Origin of the sequence: Paenibacillus glycanilyticus, assembly GCF_030161375.1 — a bacterium.
In the GTDB taxonomy this organism is placed as follows: Bacteria; Bacillota; Bacilli; order Paenibacillales; family Paenibacillaceae; genus Pristimantibacillus; species Pristimantibacillus glycanilyticus_B.
In genome coordinates this window covers 56,060-75,783 of record NZ_BSSQ01000003.1, presented here as the reverse complement: position 1 = coordinate 75,783, position 19,724 = coordinate 56,060, and the positions used below count along the sequence as shown (strand labels likewise).

General features: G+C 49.2%; 15 protein-coding genes. 5 read left to right on the top strand and 10 right to left on the bottom strand.

The annotated features are described in order from the left end of the window. Positions 1 to 191 precede the first annotated feature (191 nt). Both QQK89_RS04085 and QQK89_RS04080 read left to right on the top strand, forming a co-directional pair. Positions 192 to 1,184, top strand: coding sequence for a Gfo/Idh/MocA family protein (locus tag QQK89_RS04085; RefSeq protein ID WP_284237168.1), 993 nt, complete (start codon positions 192 to 194; stop codon positions 1,182 to 1,184). Further along, positions 1,168 to 2,178, top strand: a complete 1,011-nt coding sequence (locus QQK89_RS04080) for a helix-turn-helix domain-containing protein (protein WP_349816708.1) — start codon at positions 1,168 to 1,170, stop codon at positions 2,176 to 2,178. Before QQK89_RS04085 ends, QQK89_RS04080 begins: the two co-directional genes overlap by 17 nt. Before the next feature lie 54 nt (positions 2,179 to 2,232). Here the strand turns inward: QQK89_RS04080 and QQK89_RS04075 are convergent, their stop codons facing one another. After that, positions 2,233 to 2,760 (bottom strand): helix-turn-helix domain-containing protein, encoded by a 528-nt coding sequence (locus QQK89_RS04075; protein ID WP_284237167.1) that lies wholly within the window; start codon positions 2,758 to 2,760, stop codon positions 2,233 to 2,235. 150 nt (positions 2,761 to 2,910) lie between these two features. Here QQK89_RS04075 and QQK89_RS04070 point away from each other — a divergent pair, with 150 nt between their 5' ends. Next, positions 2,911 to 4,260 (top strand): MFS transporter, encoded by a 1,350-nt coding sequence (locus tag QQK89_RS04070; RefSeq protein ID WP_434481622.1) that lies wholly within the window; start codon positions 2,911 to 2,913, stop codon positions 4,258 to 4,260. A gap of 84 nt (positions 4,261 to 4,344) precedes the next feature. Next, complete coding sequence (locus tag QQK89_RS04065; RefSeq protein WP_284237165.1) at positions 4,345 to 4,740, top strand: hypothetical protein; 396 nt, start codon at positions 4,345 to 4,347, stop codon at positions 4,738 to 4,740. A 431-nt stretch (positions 4,741 to 5,171) separates the two neighbouring features. Here QQK89_RS04065 and udk read toward each other — a convergent pair whose 3' ends face one another. The 9 genes from udk to QQK89_RS04020 all read right to left on the bottom strand — a co-directional run bounded on the left by udk (position 5,172) and on the right by QQK89_RS04020 (position 15,127). Beyond that, complete coding sequence (gene udk, locus QQK89_RS04060; RefSeq protein ID WP_284237164.1) at positions 5,172 to 5,780, bottom strand: uridine kinase; 609 nt, start codon at positions 5,778 to 5,780, stop codon at positions 5,172 to 5,174. A 53-nt stretch (positions 5,781 to 5,833) separates the two neighbouring features. Then, positions 5,834 to 7,459, bottom strand: a complete 1,626-nt coding sequence (locus QQK89_RS04055; protein ID WP_284237163.1) for a xylulokinase — start codon at positions 7,457 to 7,459, stop codon at positions 5,834 to 5,836. A 14-nt stretch (positions 7,460 to 7,473) separates the two neighbouring features. Then, on the bottom strand, positions 7,474 to 8,688 hold the full coding sequence (locus tag QQK89_RS04050; RefSeq protein WP_284237162.1) for an MFS transporter: 1,215 nt from the start codon (positions 8,686 to 8,688) through the stop codon (positions 7,474 to 7,476). A gap of 36 nt (positions 8,689 to 8,724) precedes the next feature. After that, the gene (locus QQK89_RS04045) at positions 8,725 to 9,903 is read right to left on the bottom strand and encodes a class II aldolase/adducin family protein (protein WP_284237161.1); all 1,179 of its coding nucleotides are present in this window, start codon (positions 9,901 to 9,903) and stop codon (positions 8,725 to 8,727) included. A gap of 10 nt (positions 9,904 to 9,913) precedes the next feature. Beyond that, positions 9,914 to 11,392 carry an aspartate aminotransferase family protein gene (locus QQK89_RS04040; RefSeq protein ID WP_284237160.1) on the bottom strand — a complete coding sequence of 493 codons (1,479 nt, stop codon included), beginning with the start codon at positions 11,390 to 11,392 and terminating at the stop codon, positions 9,914 to 9,916. Positions 11,393 to 11,538: 146 nt separating this feature from the next. Next, positions 11,539 to 12,294, bottom strand: a complete 756-nt coding sequence (locus QQK89_RS04035; RefSeq protein WP_284237159.1) for a tyrosine-protein phosphatase — start codon at positions 12,292 to 12,294, stop codon at positions 11,539 to 11,541. A gap of 26 nt (positions 12,295 to 12,320) precedes the next feature. Further along, positions 12,321 to 13,151, bottom strand: a complete 831-nt coding sequence (locus QQK89_RS04030) for a metallophosphoesterase family protein (RefSeq protein WP_284237158.1) — start codon at positions 13,149 to 13,151, stop codon at positions 12,321 to 12,323. A gap of 158 nt (positions 13,152 to 13,309) precedes the next feature. Continuing rightward, positions 13,310 to 14,185, bottom strand: a complete 876-nt coding sequence (locus QQK89_RS04025; RefSeq protein ID WP_284237157.1) for a TIGR03943 family putative permease subunit — start codon at positions 14,183 to 14,185, stop codon at positions 13,310 to 13,312. Between the two features lie 9 nt (positions 14,186 to 14,194). Next, positions 14,195 to 15,127 carry a permease gene (locus QQK89_RS04020; RefSeq protein ID WP_284237156.1) on the bottom strand — a complete coding sequence of 311 codons (933 nt, stop codon included), beginning with the start codon at positions 15,125 to 15,127 and terminating at the stop codon, positions 14,195 to 14,197. Positions 15,128 to 15,505: 378 nt separating this feature from the next. On the opposite strand from QQK89_RS04020, the gene QQK89_RS04015 reads away from it, so the two are divergent. After that, positions 15,506 to 19,717 carry an S-layer homology domain-containing protein gene (locus QQK89_RS04015; protein WP_284237155.1) on the top strand — a complete coding sequence of 1,404 codons (4,212 nt, stop codon included), beginning with the start codon at positions 15,506 to 15,508 and terminating at the stop codon, positions 19,715 to 19,717. Positions 19,718 to 19,724: the final 7 nt, after the last annotated feature.

The following is a 19,724-nucleotide window of genomic DNA, read 5'->3' as shown; positions in this document are numbered from 1 at the left end:
CATGCCCTTACTATAGGTTTGACCGATATTTGGAGTCAATACTCCAGGGAAAAGTTCTTTTTTGGTGTCGTATTTTTATAGTCAGATTGTCTTTATGTTCTAGTTTTACTTTGTGTAATGGTGTGCTAACTTAGAAATAAGTCGCAAATATGAAGTTTAAACTAATATCTGATTTGAGGAGTGGACGTTCAATGATTAGAGTCGCAATGTTAAGCTACTGGCATGTACATGCATGGGATTATACGAGAGAGGCACAAGCTCATCCGGATACGGAAATCGTAGCCGTATGGGACGAGATTCCGGCAAGAGGAGAGGAAGCCGCAAATAAACTTGGCGTACCTTTCTTCTCTAATATGGATGAACTTCTTGCTCGTGAAGATATCGACGGTGTAATTGTAGATGCGCCTTCGAATATCCACCGCGAAGTAATGGTCAAAGCCGCGCAAGCAGGCAAACATATTTTTACGGAAAAAGTGTTGGCGCTTACAACGAAGGAAGCTAACGAAATCGTTGCAGCGGTTGAAGAAGCAGGCGTTAAGCTGACCGTTTCCCTGCCTAGATTAAACGATTCGTATACAACAACGATTCAAAACGTTCTGGAAGCGGGTCTTCTGGGTAAAGTGACATTGGTTCGCGTTCGCCTGTCGCACAATGGCGCTACGGCAAACTGGCTTCCGGAGCATTTCTATAGCCTGGAGCAATGCGGCGGCGGCGCGCTGATTGACCTGGGTTGCCATCCGATGTATCTGACAAGACTGTTCCTTGGCGAAATGCCGGTTCAGGTTCAAGCTACTTACGGTTATGTAACCGGCAAAGACGTAGAGGATAACGCGGTATCGATCCTTACTACTGCTGGCGGCGCAATCGGGATCGTGGAAGCGGGCTTCGTTAATGCCCATTCTCCGTTTGCGATCGAGATTCACGGCACGGAAGGAACTGTACTGTACGGCACGCCGGATTCGAAAGTACTTGTTCGCAGCAACAAAAACGGAGAGTCGGAGTGGACGGAAACGGTGCAATTGGATGGCCGCAGCAAGGCATTTGAACAATGGGCAGCACACATCAACAATGGCACAGTAGCTACGGACAATATCCGTATGGCGCAGGATCTGACAGCGCTGATGGAGGCTTCGAACCGTTCGGTTGCAGAGAAGCGAGTTGTACGTATTGAAGAAATCCGCTAATACAATGACTGGCATGGATGATCGGGAGCAGATGATGGAACCAGACAGCAAGGTAAGCGCTAGACCGTATCCTTATGCCATTATGAAAGAAAAGACGGATGCGCTGGAACGGCTTGATCTGCATTTCAGATGGGGACGTTACGGCATTCGGGTTCTGAAGTGGCATCTCACCACTTTTAAACCAGGCCAGCTTATCAAGTTCCACAAGCATTCCGAGTTTGAATTTCATTTTGTCCCGCGCGGTAAAGGAACGGTCACGCTAATTGATCATATTTATAAGCTGAATAGCGGCATGTTTTATTTGACCGGTCCCGGAGTGGTTCATCAGCAAATCGCGGATAACCGTTCCGGAATGGAAGAACTGTGTTTGCATGTGGATATTACCCGCCTACCGGAGGAAGAAGACCGGGAAGAGTGGGGAGCTGAGTGGGAAAATAAAGAGTCCGAAGCTTGCATGCAGGCGTTGACTGATTTTCCGCTTCGCCCGTTTTTGGATCAGCATGACGCGATGTCTTGTTTCCTTCAGGCCTATATGGCCTGGAGGTCAGGCGAGCTTGGCGCTTATACAACGATCCGGCATTCGATGATTCAAATATTGCTGCGCGCTGCCAAAGCGACGGTTGACCGCGACGGCCAGCAGATGCTGCCGTCCCGCGATATCCAGGCCCATCGGTTCGAGATGGCGCAGCAATATATTTACGACAATTACGCTAGACCGCTCACGCTGCAAGAGGTTGCGGATCGGATTCAGATCAGCACCAGGCAGCTGCAGCGCGTCTTTCACCGGTATGGAGTAAGTTCCTTCAGCAGTTATTTGGAGGACTTCCGGCTGCAGCGCATTTGCGAGGAGCTGGTTGAAACGTCCAACACCGTTGAGTCGATTGCCGTGAACCATGGTTTTTCGAATACGAACTACCTGTTCCAGGTATTCAAGAAAAAGATGGGGATGACTCCGCTTGCGTACCGTCAGAGCCATCAATTAACGAATGTATAAGCAGGGCTGTCCCAGACGTCATCTTAGTATGGCATGGGACAGTCTTGTTTTGGTTTAGCCAATAGTTTTCTTGTATTGGGACGGCAGTATGCCGGTCCATTTCTTGAACGTCTTCGTAAAATGCGCTTCGTCATAGTAGCCGACTTCTTTGGCGACGGAGTGGATTTTCAGGTCGCTAGCCTGAAGCAGCGCTTTTGCTTTGCCGATTCGGTACTGATGGACATAGTCGAGAAAGTTGACCCCAAGCTCCTGCTTGAACAAAGTGGAGAGATAGCTGCTGGAGACGAACAAGGCTTTGGCGACTTTGGATAACGTCATCCCGTGATCGGCATAAGAGGTTTGAATGAGCTCGAGCGCTTGTTGTACCTTCCGCTTCGGCGTGCGCATGTCCCGAGTCGATTCCAGCGAACCGCTGATCCCGATATTGACCGTTATGCTTAAGTGCTGTTGCTTCGTCCTGTTTACTTGTTCAATGGTTCTCGCAAGGCGATCGATAAGTTGCTTGATTTCATCAAAGTGTAATCCATAGATGGGATGGCTGCTTGTAAGTTGTTCCTCGTCCGCAATGAACAGCTTCAGCATTACGTTCCTCCTTATCCTGTTTGGAATCGATTACATTCCTTTCTCTACTATAAATTGTAAACGAAAAATTAGCTATGCCTATTCGAAAACGGGCGAATTCTTTTTTTATGTTATACTAAACAAAGTAAAGTAACTTCTTAGAGAAACAAGGTGAACAACTTGAATGACAGAATTGTAATGCCCGTGTGGATGCTGGGCTTGTTTGTCGTGGTGATGAATACGACGATGTTTAACGTTTCCGTTCCAAGCATTATTAACGATCTTGGAATCACTTCGGATCTTGGTTCGTGGATCGTATCCAGCTATTCGATCGGATATGCCTTATCGACGGTTATTTACAGCCGCTTGTCGGACATCGCTCCGATCCGCAAGCTGGTAGCGGTTGGGCTGCTTATATTGGGGCTTTCTTCGGTGCTTGGTATTTTTGCCCATAATTTTGCGCTGCTGCTGACGGCCCGAATTCTTCAGTCGGCAGGAGCAGGTACGATGGCCGGATTAGGGCTTGTTCTAGCAAGCCGTTATATTCCGGTTGAACGAAGAGGCAGGGCGATCTCGATGATTGCGGCCGGCAGTGCCATGGCATTTGGACTTGGGCCGATTGTGGGCGGCGTCATTAGCGAATATTTTGGCTGGAACGGCTTGTTTGTGGTTACTTGTCTGGTGTTGGCCATTCTTCCTGTTTTGCTTAAGCTGTTGCCGAAGGAAAATCCGCAGCCGGGCAGCTTTGACTATTGGGGGGCAGCTTGGACCGTTATTAACGCGACTACGTTATTGATTGCCGTGACGCAACAGTCCGCAATCTGGCTGCTTGCCAGTATCGTAACGATTGCGCTTCATGTTATTCATATTCGGAAAGCGAAGGGCAGCGGCACGTTTGTTAACCCGGAAGTATTCCGCCAGCCCGGGTATATCCGGCTACTTGTCGTGGGTTTCTGTCTGCTTATCATTAACCTGGGCAATTTGTTCTTGATGCCGCTGGTGCTTGCGAATTTATTTGATAAATCGGAAATGATCATCGGGTTCCTGATCGCGCCCGGCGCTATTTTATCAGCCGTGTTGACGCCGTTTGTGGGAAGATGGCTTGACCGTTACGGGAATGTCCGGTTCTTGTTCATCGGGACGGCGATACTTACTGTAGTAATGGCGTTGTTCATGACGGCGGTCGGAAGTTCTCCTTTTGTTATCATGTGCGGGTATTTGTTGTTCTCGCCTGCCTTTTCGGCAACTCTGGCATCGCTGAATAATCAAACCTCCAGCATTCTTCCAAGGCATCTGATCGGTTCCGGCATGGGAATGATGCAGCTTATCCAGTTCTTCGGCGGATCGTTGTCGGTGGCGATTTGCGGTTTATTGCTCCATAAGATGAGTGGCAGCTCGCTCGTGCATGCGTACAGTCATGTGTATGAGCTGCTGTTCTTGTGCCCGGTTATCGCGATTGCGATGCTTGGCTGGTATTATTCGTCTTATCGGAAAAAAGTACAAGCTCAAAAGCTTGTTTAATGTCTTTATGGAATCGTCCATGCCAATCTCTTAGCACTAGCATCTCTTATAGCATGTAAGACATGCAGGGGGGATGCGAGAGCAATGGTGAAGAGCACAAAGAAATGGGCGACGTATACGACCGGGATTTTGCGTCGCAACACAAACACGAATTACGCGATAGTGGATGTTGTGAATTTGAACCGATACGGCAGCCGGAAAGTGATCGTTCAGGTGTATGATTGGTCGAGTGGAGCCCCGATTGCTTTGCCGGTCTTTCCGTGTCAAACCAAATCCTGTACCGCAAAGGTAGGACCTAATCGATCCGCTTACCTATACGCGGACGTGTCCAAAGTGCAATTCAAGTACGAGGTTCGTATTACCCGGGTAATAGACGTTAATCTGATTAACAATGTCTTTGGTCTTAATAAGCTGTTTTCTCCCCAGTCCGGGAATACGGTTCTTGAACGCAATTTGATTAAGCTTTACCGTAGAAAATAATGCCTAATAGGCTGTCCCGGCCAATTGACCGCATCATTGATGATGCAAAAGAGATGATTTTCGGGGATACCTTCTTGCAAGTCCATTGATAGTGACAGTTGATCCATGGAATTAAAGAAGCTCTGTTTACTTAAAGTGGTGAGGTGGTACCTTCATTTTAGGGAGGGGCGGCTTCTTTTTGTTTGAGCATTTCATGAACAGGTGAAGGGCAGACGGAGCATTAAATGATTCTGGAGAAGCGAAGCGTTCGCCTTTGTGAAGGGATGCCAACCATACCTCGTTGATTAAAATGAATCCCTGAGCAATGGCGATCGGAAGAACATTTAATGCGCAGGCTGCTGTTTAACCTAGATAAAAAAAGAGGGTGTCCCATCCGTCATTTTCATGACTTATGGGACACCCTCTAATCTCTAATCACTTAACAATACTGTTTAGAAATATTGCTCCATCAGAATGGATAACATTTGGATGCCGACTTCATTTTTTCCGCCTTCGGGAATGATGATGTCGGCGTATTTTTTAGACGGCTCAATAAAAGCTTCATGCATCGGTTTGACCGTCTTTAAATATTGATCGTGAATGGAATGAATGGAACGTCCGCGCTCTTCGATGTCCCGCAGCACGCGGCGGAGAATACGGACATCCGGGTCGGTATCCACGAATACCTTGATGTCGAGCATGGCGCGCAAATTCTCGTCGGACAACACATGCAGTCCTTCAATAACGATAATATTGCATGGCTTGAGCTCAACTGTCCGATCCTTGAACCGCGCATGCGAAGCGAAGTCGTAGACTGGGGCTTCGGCGGCTTGCCCGGACTTCAGCTGTTTCAAATGCTCAACTAGAAGTTCGTTGTCAAACACAAGAGGATGATCATAATTAAGACCTTCGCGCTCGGCAAAGCTGAGATGAGGATGGTCCTTGTAATAGTTATCTTGAGAGATAAAGGTTACTTTATCTGCGCCAAGCCGTTCAATAACAGAGCGGGCTACCGAGGTTTTCCCCGATCCGGTGCCGCCTGCAATCCCAATAATAAGCATAGTTGTTCTTAAAGCCTCCTAAATGTGTAAAGCCCATCAATTCATGTATTGTATCATAGCGAAGCGCGAAAAACATCTGTTCGGCCGTTGACATGATTTAGAATGCCAAATGCTTTTTTATTCCGGCGGTAGAGCGATTTGAATACATCGAAATAAATATCGTAAGTAGCTTTGTTGTTCAGATTAGGTTTGTATGAAGCTTGGACCTGGATTAGGGTTTTGGCCTCATCGATGCCGGGGAGGATGCCAAGTCCAACGGCAGCGGTAACGGCAGCCCCGATGGCTCCCGCGTTTTGCGGACTATCAACCGTTTCGATCGTTCGTCCGAGAATGTCGGCGAGGATCTGGCAGGTGAGAGGTGCAAGCGCGCCTCCCCCGACAAAACGAATCGCCTCGGAAGTTTTGATCTTCCGTTCCTGCGACTCGAGCTGCCATCGCAAATGGTAACAGATACCTTCGAGTACCGCATGGATGAGCTCTGTTTTCCCCGTATCAATGCTGATATTGAAGAACAAACCCCGAGCATTTGCATCCTCAAACGGGCAGCGGTTGCCGTGGAGCCAAGGGGTGAAAATAACGCCGTTGCTGCCGGCTGGCACGTCTTTGATGGCATGCATCATGTAATCATACAGGCTGCGGTACATGGACTCTCCGGAATCGGAGATTTGTTTTTTCTCCAGGTAGACGCCGATTTCGTCCAAAGCCAAATGGTTCTTGACCCATTCGAGGCATTTACCCGCTGTCTCAAGCTCGCAGAAATAATGATAATGCTGCGGTCTTGCTCCGACAATGGAGGCTATCATGCTTGTTGCATCAATAATTTGCCGGTCCACAACCGTGGAGACCCAGCCGGATGTGCCAAGATAAATATGGGTATCGCCTTTGTCAACGGCTCCTGCTCCTACTCCAATAAGGGCCGCATCGCCGCCTCCGCCAAATACGGGCGTTCCTTCTTGTAGCTGCAGCTCAGCGGCGGCTTCCGCGGTTAACAAGCCGGCCTTCGCGGTCGAGGGGATGACCTTCGGGAAATGCGCGATGTTCACGCCAAACATCCGGCACATCTCCTTGCTGAAGCGGCCTTTGCGAGCGTCGAACAAGAGCGTGGCATAAGCGGTGTCTTCCGTCATCACGTATTCGCCCGTACATTTGTGAATCAGGAATTCTTTCACATCCAGCCACTGGTGAACGCGGCGGAACAGCTCAGGTTCATGGCGCTCCACCCATTTGTATTTCCAGACCGGATCCTTTACGCTGGCCGGGACGGCGCGGGTGATGGCAAGCGACTTCAGCAGTTTGAATACGTTAGCCCCGGCTATTTGCAAACCATGCATAATTCCTTGCCGATGCTCCGCTGCAGCGCGGGTATCCATATAACTCATCGCTTTCCGAATCGGCTCGCCTTGGCTGTCGACGAGAACAAGACCTTGCATTTGGGCGCAAAACGATATTCCGCTTATGCGCGAAGCGGGAATCAGGCTGTTCCACAGCACTTCCTTCGTTGTGTGCTTCATAGCATCCCACCAGTCTGCGGGATCTTGCTCAACGCCGCCGTTGTCTAGAATCGAAAGCTCATAGCTGTGCAAGGCGCTCGCGACAAGCGTTACCGAGTCGGACAGCTGATAAAGACATGTCTTGACGCCGGAAGTTCCGACGTCATAGGTGAGAATATAAGTACTCATCACAACACCTGCCTTTACATCGGGGGATTAAGATCGTTCTCCTTGGCGGGTGCTCGTAAGGAAGATTCCTGAATGCGAAGGGTAACAGGAATCAAGCTTGCTGTCAGCAGCACAAACAGCAGCATCGGCCAGACGATGGAATGCAAAGCATCATTTAACAGCTCAAACAAATAGACAAAAGCGATTCCCGAAACTTGCCCCATAAGCAAAATCATGCCAAGCGAGGTTCCTTCCCGTACGGGATAAGCCACCTCTGATCCGTGCTGGAACAATATAGGGGCGACACCCATGATCGTAAAGCCGGCGATACCGGCAATGACGGTAACCAGAACCATGGGTTCCGCAAAAGTTAGACCCAGGTATGCGGGAATCAGCAAAGTGATTGCACCTATAAAAAAGGGCGATCTAATCCGGTACTTATCGGATAGCAGGGGAAGAATAACCGCCCCGATAATGCCGGCAACAATAAATACGGCGCCAACGAGTCCGGCTTCTTCGGAATTTAATCCGCGCGGAGCTAGAATCGACTCGAGCAAGGTCAGAATAGTGTTGAAGATCCCAATCGAAATGAAGCTGATGAGCAAGATAAGCCCATAACTTTTGTTGCGCCATAGAAGTTTAACGGAATCAAATCGCAAAACCTCTTGCTGAGGGGAGGCATGGGTGATGGAGTCGGGAGGTTTTACGGGAGTAAAGGCAGCTGCAAGTATTGCGGCTAGAACCGCAAACCCCGCAAACCACATAAACAGGTCGGGAATACCGGATGCTTCCGCAATAGCGGGCGCGATTGCCATCGGGACGATAAATCCAATATATTGGGCGAGCGTCAGAATGCCTGCCGCCGTTGACCTTTCATCGGGCGGAAACCAGTCGGAGGCTACTTTGGTTGCCAGATTAAGCAGAAACGGCTGTCCGATGGCCAATATAAACTGCGAAACAAGGACAAGCGCGAAATCATCCGCGAACGCGGCGCGAAATACGCTGAACACGGCCGTTAGTCCCGCGCCTATAAGAAGCGAGGTTTTGTAACCCCATTTGTCAATGACCCAGGAAGCGGGAAGAGAAAATAAGATAAACATAATCATAAAGCTCATGGAGCATAACGTGATGGATAAGCTGCCTACTCCATAGAAGTCTTCGGCAAGACTTGAGATTGGCGCAAGCGATAGCCACATCATTTCGGTCGATACGATGGCCGGCACAATCGATAAAAGAATAATCCATTTCATAAGGAAGATTCTTTTAATAAGAATTCCACCTTTCGGCTAAGAGGTAACAGCAGCCTGCTTCGAATATTTGTTCAAATAAACGAAGCGCATGAGCAGGCTTTCGAGGTAATGAATGGGCTTTACTTGGCCAAGCAGCTTGGCGCCAACGTGAGCTTTGCAATTTTTCTCCAGCACCATGCTTACGGCTAACGCTTCCTCTTGCGAGCTGCCGCAGCATAATGCGCCTTGTCCGCGGATGAGAACGGCTGAAGATTTTTTGAGGGCGGACGAAACCTCGGCAGGGGAGAGAAGGACTTGTTTGGCCGACGTGCCGATTAGCTGGGCGAAATCATCTAGCAATGGCTTAAGCGGATGAGCAGTTTCGGAAAAAGCTTTAACCTCCGGAGTACCGTTCCAGTGAATGTGATGAATTTGCGTATGCGACCGATAGATTTGCCGATAGACCCGGGCTTCCTCCGGCATGGAGTCATCCAGGTAGTCATTCCGGATTAGAAGCTCGGAGCCGGAATCGTTAAACAACAGGAAACCTTCCTCTGTCCGGCGGCTGTGATACAGCCTATCCGATCCGGTTGTTTGCGGAGCGCGGCCTAATCCAAGGGCAAACCGGCTAAGGTCGACGGGGCTGGATTCAAGCTCACCGCTTAATCGTTTATACGCGTTCTCCACATAGTTCTGACTCGCTGTCTCCAGCTCAAGCGCAACGGCGAAAGCTTCCGCATCATCGGTCCCGTAGCAAACCGCGCCGTGATTTTTCATAATGATCGCTTTATTCGAGGTTTGCGCAAGCGCCTTGGCTACATTGCGCTGCAGCTTTTTGGTGCTGGGGAGCGCATAAGCCCCGCACACAACCTGACCGGCGAGCAATCCTTCCTCAACCGGTATGGTATCTACCTTGCAGGCACTTATGACCGAAGCGTATTCCTGATGGGTATGGATCACAAACTGAACCTCCGGAAAACGTTTGTATACTTCGGCATGCACGCCTTTCTCGGAGGAAGGTTTAACATCGCCGGAGTAGCTGCAATCGGAGATCTGAACGGCAACGATATCGCCCGGAGTAAGCGAACGGTAATCCCGGCCGCTAGGCGTGATGACGAATTGACCGCCGTCAATGCGGTGGCTCACATTTCCCCATGTGCGGGCGATAAGTCCGGTGTCGACCAGCTTGATTCCGGCTTTTATAACACGCTCTTTCGCTTGCTCGATAGAAGTCATGGTCCTTTACTTAACCCCCAATCAGAGACACCTGTTTGAAAATGTTCTCGAAGCGGACTAAACAATCGTCAATCATCTCTTCCGTATAGGCTCCGCTGGTGTACAGCCGGCTGCCTGCCAAAGTAACGATTCCTTCAGCCATATAGGCCGCTCCCATATGCTCCATTTCTTTTTTGCGCTTCGAGGTCTCGGACAATACTTTTGGGATTTGCCAAGGCTTCGACCAGTTGATGGCGTAATGCATCGTCCCTACCGTCTCGAGATGGCAGATGGAGCCTTGGTTGAAGGCCACAAATGGCAGCTTGTATTTGCTTATTAAAGCTTGCAATCCCGCCGTCAGCCGGTCGGCCATCTGACCGGATCGCGGAATCGCGTTAGTGCGTTCGATCTCGCATAACGTATAATAACCCGCCACGCAGCTGAGCGGATTGGCCGCCATCGTGCCTCCGACCAACGCTTTTTTATATTTGCTGCCAGCTTCGATTCCCGCTGACAAATATTTCATGTATTCCTTCTTGCCGCCAAGTCCGCCAGCGCCAGGGTAACCGCCTGCTACCACCTTGCCAAATACCGTCAAATCCGGGGACACGCCGTAATAACCCTGCGCACCCGACATGCCGATGCGGAATGCGGTAACGACTTCATCAAATATGAGGAGAGCGCCGTATTTGCGGCACAGCTGCTCCACGCCTTTGTTGAATTCGAAGTCAACCGGCCTTGTGCCGCTCTCGGGACCAACGGGCTCGATCAGAACGGCCGCCGTGCCGCCGCGCAATTGATTGAAACGGAGCTTTTTCTCCAGATCGCGCAGGTCATTCGGGAAAAACTCCTGCGTATGTTTGAAAATATAACGCGGTACGCCATGCGCTTGCGTCCATTTGGAACCGGGGATGCGGATCCCGTAGGCGAGCTGGTCGCTCCAGCCGTGATAAGCGCCGCCCATCTTAATGATTTTTTTCTTCTTCGTTGCGAGACGGGCCACTCGAATAGCCGCCATGCAGGCTTCCGTGCCGGAGCCAAGCATGCGGAACATTTCCACGCTATCGATGCTGTCTGCGATTTTCTGACCTAATTTATATTCATATTCATGGAACAAACCGGTGGAGGGGCCGCAATCATTAAGCAATTGTATAACCTTGTCGCGTACTTCCGGGGGATTGCTTCCGAGTACGGTCGGGCCGCCGGCCTGTAAGAAATCATAATAACGGTTGCCGTCGAGATCATAGAGGTAAGCGCCTTCGGCTTTCGTAAAAACTAGCGGGAATGGATGGTTAAAAGCGAGGTTGTGCTGGACGCCGCCGGGAATGATGTCTTTGGCGAGGTGGATCATTTCCTTGGACTTCATGCATTTCTTCTCGAAATAATCCTCTTCATATCGCTTAAGCGCTTCCGGATTAATCGAATAAATAGGCTGCTGGATAAGCAAGTCGAGCTGGTTCGTTACAGCCTTCACATCAAGATAGCGGGAAATTGAAAACGTCCGTTCCATATGTACCCCCTTAAACGCTGATAGCATGAAAATTATGAATATAATGTCAATTCAAGTATATAGGCTAACAAATATTATTAATAGCTTTAATGAATAAAAAAAAGAGCTCCCACTAGATGACGAATGGGATAACTCTTTTGACTTATTTATTCACCTAGCAATTTGCGTTTCAGCACGGCTACTTGCTCTTCCGTCAACCCAATGGAGAGAAGGTACTTCTCGCCGGAACCGTATTTATTGTACAGATGCTCCAGCATCATCTCCATATTGCTAGGGGCGCTGCCCATGAAGCGTTCGAACATTTCGATGGACGCGGCATCCGCGCTTTCAAGATGTTTGTGGCGCATCTCGTCAACCATGGGGGCAAGAAGCTCTGCTGTTAAGCTGTAGTCGTTAATGATCGTTTCATGCGGAACTTGAACGTTGTCGAGCAGCAGGGCGGAAATAACGCCGGTCCGGTCTTTGCCGGCCGTGCAATGGTACAACGACGCTTCTTCCGATTCCTGCGAGAGATGTTCAAATACTTCGCAAAGCTCAATCTGAGACTTGTCCAGCATATCGACGTAAAGCTCGCCCAAGCTTTGAACCTGCATCACAGTAGGCGTCGCGGGGTTGATTAGACTAACATGGCGGTAGGAGACTTTCTCGGAAGTAGCGAACACATTCGGATCCTTTTCGAGTTCCTGCGAATGGCGCAGGTCCACAATCAAACGAACGTTCCGCTCTAATACTTGACGCTGATCCGAATCCGTAAGGCGGTGAAGGCCATCCGCCCGGTAGAAGCGTCCCCACTTTGTCGCGCGGCCGTCCTTCGTTTCGTATCCGCCAAGGTCACGCATATTATAAGCGCCTTCCAGCTTAATAACCCGATTCTCATGAATTTCCTTAAGATTAGTTGTCATGAATGGTACAACCTCCGTTTGTATGATTAATGATTGGCAATAGCTTCTTTCATCTGCTCCAAGGTGAACTCGTACACAACCTTATTCTCGCCAGGCATGGCCATTGGCGTTACGATCATTTGGCCGTTCTTAACAAGCACGAGATTATATCCACTGTTATCGATGAATTTCATGCTGTCGTTTGAAGTTGGGTCTAGACCAAAGGCAACCCCCGTACCGGCAGCGCTTGGGATGTTATGGAACAAACCGATGCTATTGAAATGGATATGGCCCGACAGCAGTCCGATGACGTCAGTACCGGCAATCACTTGTCCAAGATCTTCGGGGTTCTCGAGCAAATGAGAGTCCATCAGATCCGAAGGGGTCGAAACAACGGGATGGTGAAGAACAACGACCGTACCTGCAGGAGCAGGAATTTCCAGTTCGTTTCTCAGCCAAGCGAGCTGCTCTTCGTCAAGACGGCCGTCATGTTTGCCGGGAATTTGCGTGTTGAGCATCACTACCCGCAACCCTTGGTGAGTGAAGGAATAGTGGTACGACTCTTCGGAAGGCTCTTCATTCAAGTAACCTTCGCGGAAAAACGGGCGAGAGTCATGGTTGCCCAGTGCCACATATACGGGAACGCCAAGTTTAGCTTGCTCTTCCTCAATCAATTGTCGAAGGAATTTATAATCCTCCACGTCGCCGTCTTGCGTAAGATCGCCGCTGATGACCACAAAAGCAGGCTTATCGCTCAGCTTGCCGATATCTGCGAATGCAGCGCGCAGCTTAGCGCCGCCGTCAATCGAAAAGAGAGGAGTTTTGCCCGGAACGTTAACATGGGTATCAGTCAGGTGTGCGAACATAATTGGTTTCATTGGAATCATCATCCCTTCGCCTTATAAAGTATCGCTTGTTCAAATTAAGTATGCAAGTTGTATGTAAGTTGTGTGTAATCGCTATTTTGAGAGTTTGTAAAATAAAAGGCCACAAAAAAAGAAGAGAGGAGGGCTGGTTGCCTCCTCTTCTTCCCTGATTAAGCGCCAAAGTACGGATTCCCATAAACATAAGGTTCTTGTGGCGAGGGTTGCGTTTGAATAGTCTTTGCTTCAATTGCCAGTACGCTTCTTCCGTTTATTTGTCGTTTCTTAATAGTGCCTAACGCAACGACATACGCATCATCTTTCCATTCAAGGGAAGAGTCCGACTCGACCAGAATCCCCATCGGGATGGAGTCGGCCACGCAGCAGCGCATCGCGAATCTTCCCAAGGCGAATTGGCTGTCATTCATACTGTCCAGGCGATAAACGTAACCGCTGAGTTGCACCTTTTTGCCGACAAATTGATCTTGGTACAAATCAAGTGACGTCAGCGATTCAATGTAAAGATCATCATTAATCGTTATAAGCGATTGCTTGTACATGTCGGCAGCCCGATCGGCGTAAGGCTTGGTGTAATCATTGAACGCAAAAGCGGGACTTGAGGTTGATGAATTGCCTGGGCTTGCGGACACCTTCAGCACGTCCGAAGGGGTTAGATTCAGCCCCTTTTGAGCAGCCATCTGACTTCCCAATATGGCATCTGGGAACGAGTAAGCAAGAAGGAGCGGAGTGATTAATGCCGCGTACATGACAAAAGCGCGGGTATTCCATCGATCATGGCCGTGACTCGCGCAATGGCAAGCTGCTTCCGCTTGTTTGGCATGAGCAAGATGGCGAATGGCCAGATACAGCTGATGCAGAGCTAACGCGGACAACCCACCCGCAAGAAACAACACCCAAGGCACCATTCTAGGTGCCACATAATAGTTAAGTCCTTGCGCGCTTTCTTTCTGGATAATGAACCAAACAAATCCAAACATGACCGCCGACCGGATCAGCCGATGGGCAAGCGTAGAACCTTTCACTTTCATTCAACCTCCTTAAAAGTACGTGTTCAGCCAGTCGAATCCAACCGACCCCACTAAAACGATAACGAATGAAAGAAGCAACACCATGGCTACTGTCTTGAAACGGAATACCTTAAGCAGCATGAATGTGCTCTTAATATCAAACATGGCACCAAATACGAGAAAAGCGAGTACAGATCCCATGCTGAAATTGGGGAGAAACGTAACGCCAACAAACGCGTCCGCCGTGGAACAGATCGAGAGGACGTAAGAAAGCCCCATCATAAACAGATGCGGCGTCCATGATCCGCTGCTTACCGTTAGAAGCCAATCCTTACTAACGGCCGTTTGCAGCAAAGCCGTTGCTAACGCGCCTAATACAATGAACTTGCCGACATCAAACATTTCAATGGCAGCATGCTCAAGCATGTCATGAAGTTTTGCCTTCCAATAAACGGCTTGCTTGTTCTTTGGAAACGGGGATTTCGCGTGTTGGCTGCGCGAGGCATGCTGGTCCGGTTGCTCCGTTAATTGGCGCAGCGAGTTTATTTGCACCCGGCGGGAAGCTATCCAGCCGATGATGGCCGACACGACAAAGGCAAGCGCGATTCGGGAGAAGGCCATCTCTGGCTGGGACCGAAAAGCTTGGAAGGTGGAAATAAACACGATCGGGTTAATGATTGGTCCGGCCATAATGAATACGAGGCCGATATAAGGAGGCATTCCTTTACGAATCAGACGATGAACGACAGGAATAATGCCGCACTCGCAAAGCGGAAAAACAAGCCCGAGTAAACAACCAAAGAGGATGCCGGGTAACGTTCTCTTCGGCATCCACCGCTGGAGGAGGCTGTCGCTGACCATGGTTTGGAGTACCGCCGAAATGAGAACGCCAAGTAAGACATAGGGAAGCGACTCTAGCAAAATGGCAATGACAATCGTGCTGACGGATTGAATAAAACTCATAGGTCACCTTCTTATGCATGAATTGATACCAATTAAAAACAGTAAAAAATGTTGTTTTTGGTTGGGTTTTATTGCATTAGATTACCTATTTAGTGTTTTGAGGGAATCATCTCAATTTGAAGAATTTATGTAGAACGATGAAAATAATTGATTTTTGACATGAGAACGTTTCGATCTTAACCAAACTTATACCAATCATTGACACTTAGAAGACAAAACCACTATAAAATGCAATTAAAATCTACCAAAAGCAATTAATGACACAAAATTAATCTGTGTTAAGTTGTTATTAAGGGAGGGATGCCTGAAGTTGTAGATCTCTAATTCTAGTTGCAAATGACCTATTTCTTTAATCAAACGATTAGGAGGATTTTACTAATGAAGGTTAATAAATTAGCATCGGCTTTTATGGCAGGTACGATCGCCTTATCGGTTAGCTTGTCGGCTACCTCAGGCTACATTCCGGTAGCGAGCGCTTCCGTCTCGAATTCGGTAGCAACGCCGGGCGTATCTATCCCGTCGGGACGTTACGAGCAATCCGTTTCCGTATCTCTCAGCAGCGCCACAGCTGGCTCGGACATTTATTATACGCTTGACGGAACGATGCCGGACGATACCAGTCTGAAGTATAACGGAGCGCCAATTGAACTCACGGCAACGACCAATTTGTCCGTAATTGCCGAGAAAGACGACATTTGGAGCGAGCCCGCAACATATGGCTACATCATTGCCTCCACGGAACAACCGCTGCTGAAATTTGCTGCAATGTCCGACATTCATATTGGTCCGGGAACATCGGATCTGGATGCCGAGACGCGAGCTAGGTTTGCAAGCAATTTTGATGTGTTGTCGTCGATTTTCCCTAATCCGGATGCCATCCTGATCGCCGGTGACATCATCAACGATAACGGAAACGGCAAAGGCCCGGATCACCAGTACGCCCGCAGCGTGCTTGAAGAGCAGCTGACGCGCAAAAATTGGACGAACGTCCCCGTGCAAATCGCAATCGGCAATCATGACGCCAGCGTAGCCGAGGTCAAGCAGTATTATCCGGATGGATGGTTTACGGATCAGCCGAACGGCTATTACGAGAAGACGATCGGCGGTTATTCGTTTTTCTTCCTGAACGGGAACAATTACAACGGCGATACCGGACAACGGAATTGGCTGAAGTCTAGACTTCAGGAAATAACATCCGATCCGGCCAATGTGAACAAGCCGATCTTTATTACTTTGCACCATCCGGTTACCGGCACCGTTATGGACGGACAGCAGTCAACGAATACAAACCTCTATGCGGATTTGAAAGATTTTCCCCAGGTCATTGTAATGTCGGGCCATTCGCATCTGGATATTAATGATGACCGGTCCATCTATCAGAAAGATTTCACTTCCGTTAATTTAGGCTCGATGTCTTATATTGAGGTCGATCATGGCTATTCTGCCGTAACAGAAGAGGGACTGGTGGATAGCCGCTTTGAATTCCCGGAGCAGCAATCGCAAATCGTCGAGGTGTACAAGGATCGCGTAGAGATTCAGCGCGTGGAGTATAACGGCGACCCCGGCTCGGTCTATCTCGGAGGAGTATGGCAGGGGCCGGGACATGCCAAAACCTTTCGGAGCGCCGGCGCCATAGCAGGCCAAAAATGGGTCATTAAATTGCAAGGTAATACCAATGAGGAGATAAAAAGCCATTTCACGTACACGAATAATACACGCAATAAAACGGCGCCTCAATTCCCTGCAAACCCGGAACTAGCCATGCTTCCTGGCGCAAATAACGTACCGGTGCTGTCATTCAGACAGGCCAAGGACGATCAATCTATGCATCATTATGAAATTAATCTGTACGATCCGCGTACGGCACAGGTTGTGAAGACGTATAACGTGCTGTCGGATTTCTATTTCTCGCCTATTCCAAACAAGATGAATATTCCGCTTAAGGGATTAAACCCGGGTACGTCATACATCATCAACATCAAAGCTGTGGACGCTTATGGCAACAAAAGCGAGTCTCTGCAGCTGAATTATCGCACCGATGGTTCGGCGCCGGAATTGACGCCGATTGATCCGAATACAATGTGGAACCAGCTTGTATCGGATATGAAATTTGAAGGCAATTTGAACGAGGATGCTACAGGAACAACAGGACAGGCAACCATGGCGGGCAATGTTTCCTATGTTCCAGGCAAATCCGGCCAAGCGGTTAGCATTCCTGCCGGAAATGCCAATTATGTGGATCTTGGCGACAGAGCCGACTTGAAATTCGGAAGCGGAGACTTTACCGTATCGTTCTGGCATGCCGGCAATTTAGTGGGAGACCAGTCGGTGATCTCCAACAAAGACTGGGATTCCGGTAAAAATCCCGGCTGGTACATCGGCCCCGCCACTTCGAATACAATAACTCTTAATATGGCAGACGGCACTAATCGCATTGACTATTCGCCGTCGAGCGTGGGACAAGAGTGGCATCTGGTTACGATTACAGTCGACCGGACGAACAAACTTGCATCCACGTACGTGGATGGCGCCCTCACGGTGACCAAGGATCTGTCATCGCTCGGGACGTCCAGCATGGATACGCCTTATCATGTCATCATCGGAGCCGACGGGAAGATGAAATATGGCGGATCCGCAGTTACGATGGACGATCTCAAGATTTGGAAGCGCGCCTTGAGTGCGACAGAAGCAAAGGCCTTATCGGATTCGTATCAATCGGCATCTTCCATGTACACCTTCAGCCAATTAACGGACCTGGTACAGGAAGCTGATCAATTCTCAGCTTATATTAATGGAACCGCGGGGTTGTCACTTCCGATCCAAGCGCAATCGGATCTTACGGCGCGTCTTGCTTCAGCAAAGGCCCACACCGATGGAGATGCGGCTTCCGCGATTGATCAGTCGTATATGGATTTAATGTGGGCATTGAAGTACGCCCGACAAACCGTCGTATATTCGTTTATACCGAAATCTGCCTTCTCTATTGATTCATCCAGTTCTTTCGCAGCAAATGAAAATGCCGTGGCGAGCAATATTTTGGACGGGGCGGAATCGACGATTTGGCATTCCAAGTATGAAGAACCGGCTGCACCGTTCCCTCACTGGGTTATTGTAGATATGAAGGACACGTACAAGCTGTCAGGCATTCAAAGAAAAAGCCGTCTCAGCCAATCGGCTATGGAGTTTCCAAAGACCTTCGAATTGTACGCCTCCGATCGGCTCGCTGACTTAAGTGATCCGGCATTTTTGGATAATGACGCGAATAAAGCTTCAGGAACATTCGGCAAAACCTGGACAGGGAACGTATATACGGATTTTGTGAAATTAGATAAAGCCGTGCAGGGCCGCTACGTGAAATTTCTCGTAACCGGAACTTACAATGCGGATCTTTCAAAGACGTATACAAGCTTGAGCGAACTTGACTTTACAGGCGAGAAAATTTCGACGACGCCGGTAGTTCCGCCAGTTAACCCGCCGGTAAATCCACCGGTTCAACCGGATAACGCCGTGACCATTCAAGATAAGGATCTGCAAGATGGTTCAACATCGATTTCCGTAGCTCTGACGAATGATCAGAACAGGATTCTTATTCCCGCGAATTTGGCAGACAAGCTGAAAGGCCGCACTTTGAACGTTCAGGCGCATGGCGTTACGCTTCGCATTCCAGGGGCGATTATAGCCTCCGCTCTTCCGGCAACAGATAGTAATTTCGTGATTACGGTACTGATCAATCCCGTGTCGGAGCAGCAAGGAAGCGATGCGGCAACGAAAGCAAGCAGCAAGGATAGCGGTCTGTATAAGCTAGGCGGACAGGGAGTTGGCGTTTCTTTTGTCGTAATGGACAAAGCGGGCAATGAACAAAGCTTTAAAGGGTGGACGCAACCGGTAACCGCGACTTTCCCGATTCCAGCTGGCTTGAACTCGAAGTTGGTAGGCGTGTATGAGATCCGGGAGGATGGAAGTGTTGTTTATGCAGGCGGAAAACGTGTAAATAGCGACGCTGCAATTGAAGCGGCAATTAAACATCCTGGCAACTATATTCTTCTATCTTTCGAAAAAAATTACGATGACGTGCCAAATGGGCATTGGGCTTTCTCCACCATTCAAGAGTTGACGGCCCAGCACATTGTTAACGGCGCTACAAACGAGGCCTTCCAACCGGCCAAAGAAGTAACGCGTGCTGAATTTGCCGCCTTGCTCGTGCGGTCACTTGGTCTGGCTTCTTCCGGAAAAGCAGCATTTGGAGATGTAGAGGAGCAATCGTGGTACGCGGAAGAAGTATCTGCTGCTTATGAAGCGGGTATCGTTGCAGGCGATTCTGAGCTAATGTTCAGGCCAAACCGCAGCATCTCCCGTGAAGAAATGGCCGTCATGCTCGTTCGTGCTTACGAGCTTATGACAGGTACCAAGCTGGAGAATACCTCTGCCGAATTGAAAGATGCGTCAGACATTAGCGATTGGGCGATGTCCGACGTGAATCGCGCGATTCAATCGAAGCTGTTGACAGGGCGCAAAGCAGGGCAGTTTTTCCCGGCTGAGCACACAACGCGCGCGGAAGCAGCACAAGCCATTTATAACTTATTAAACTAAATATGCA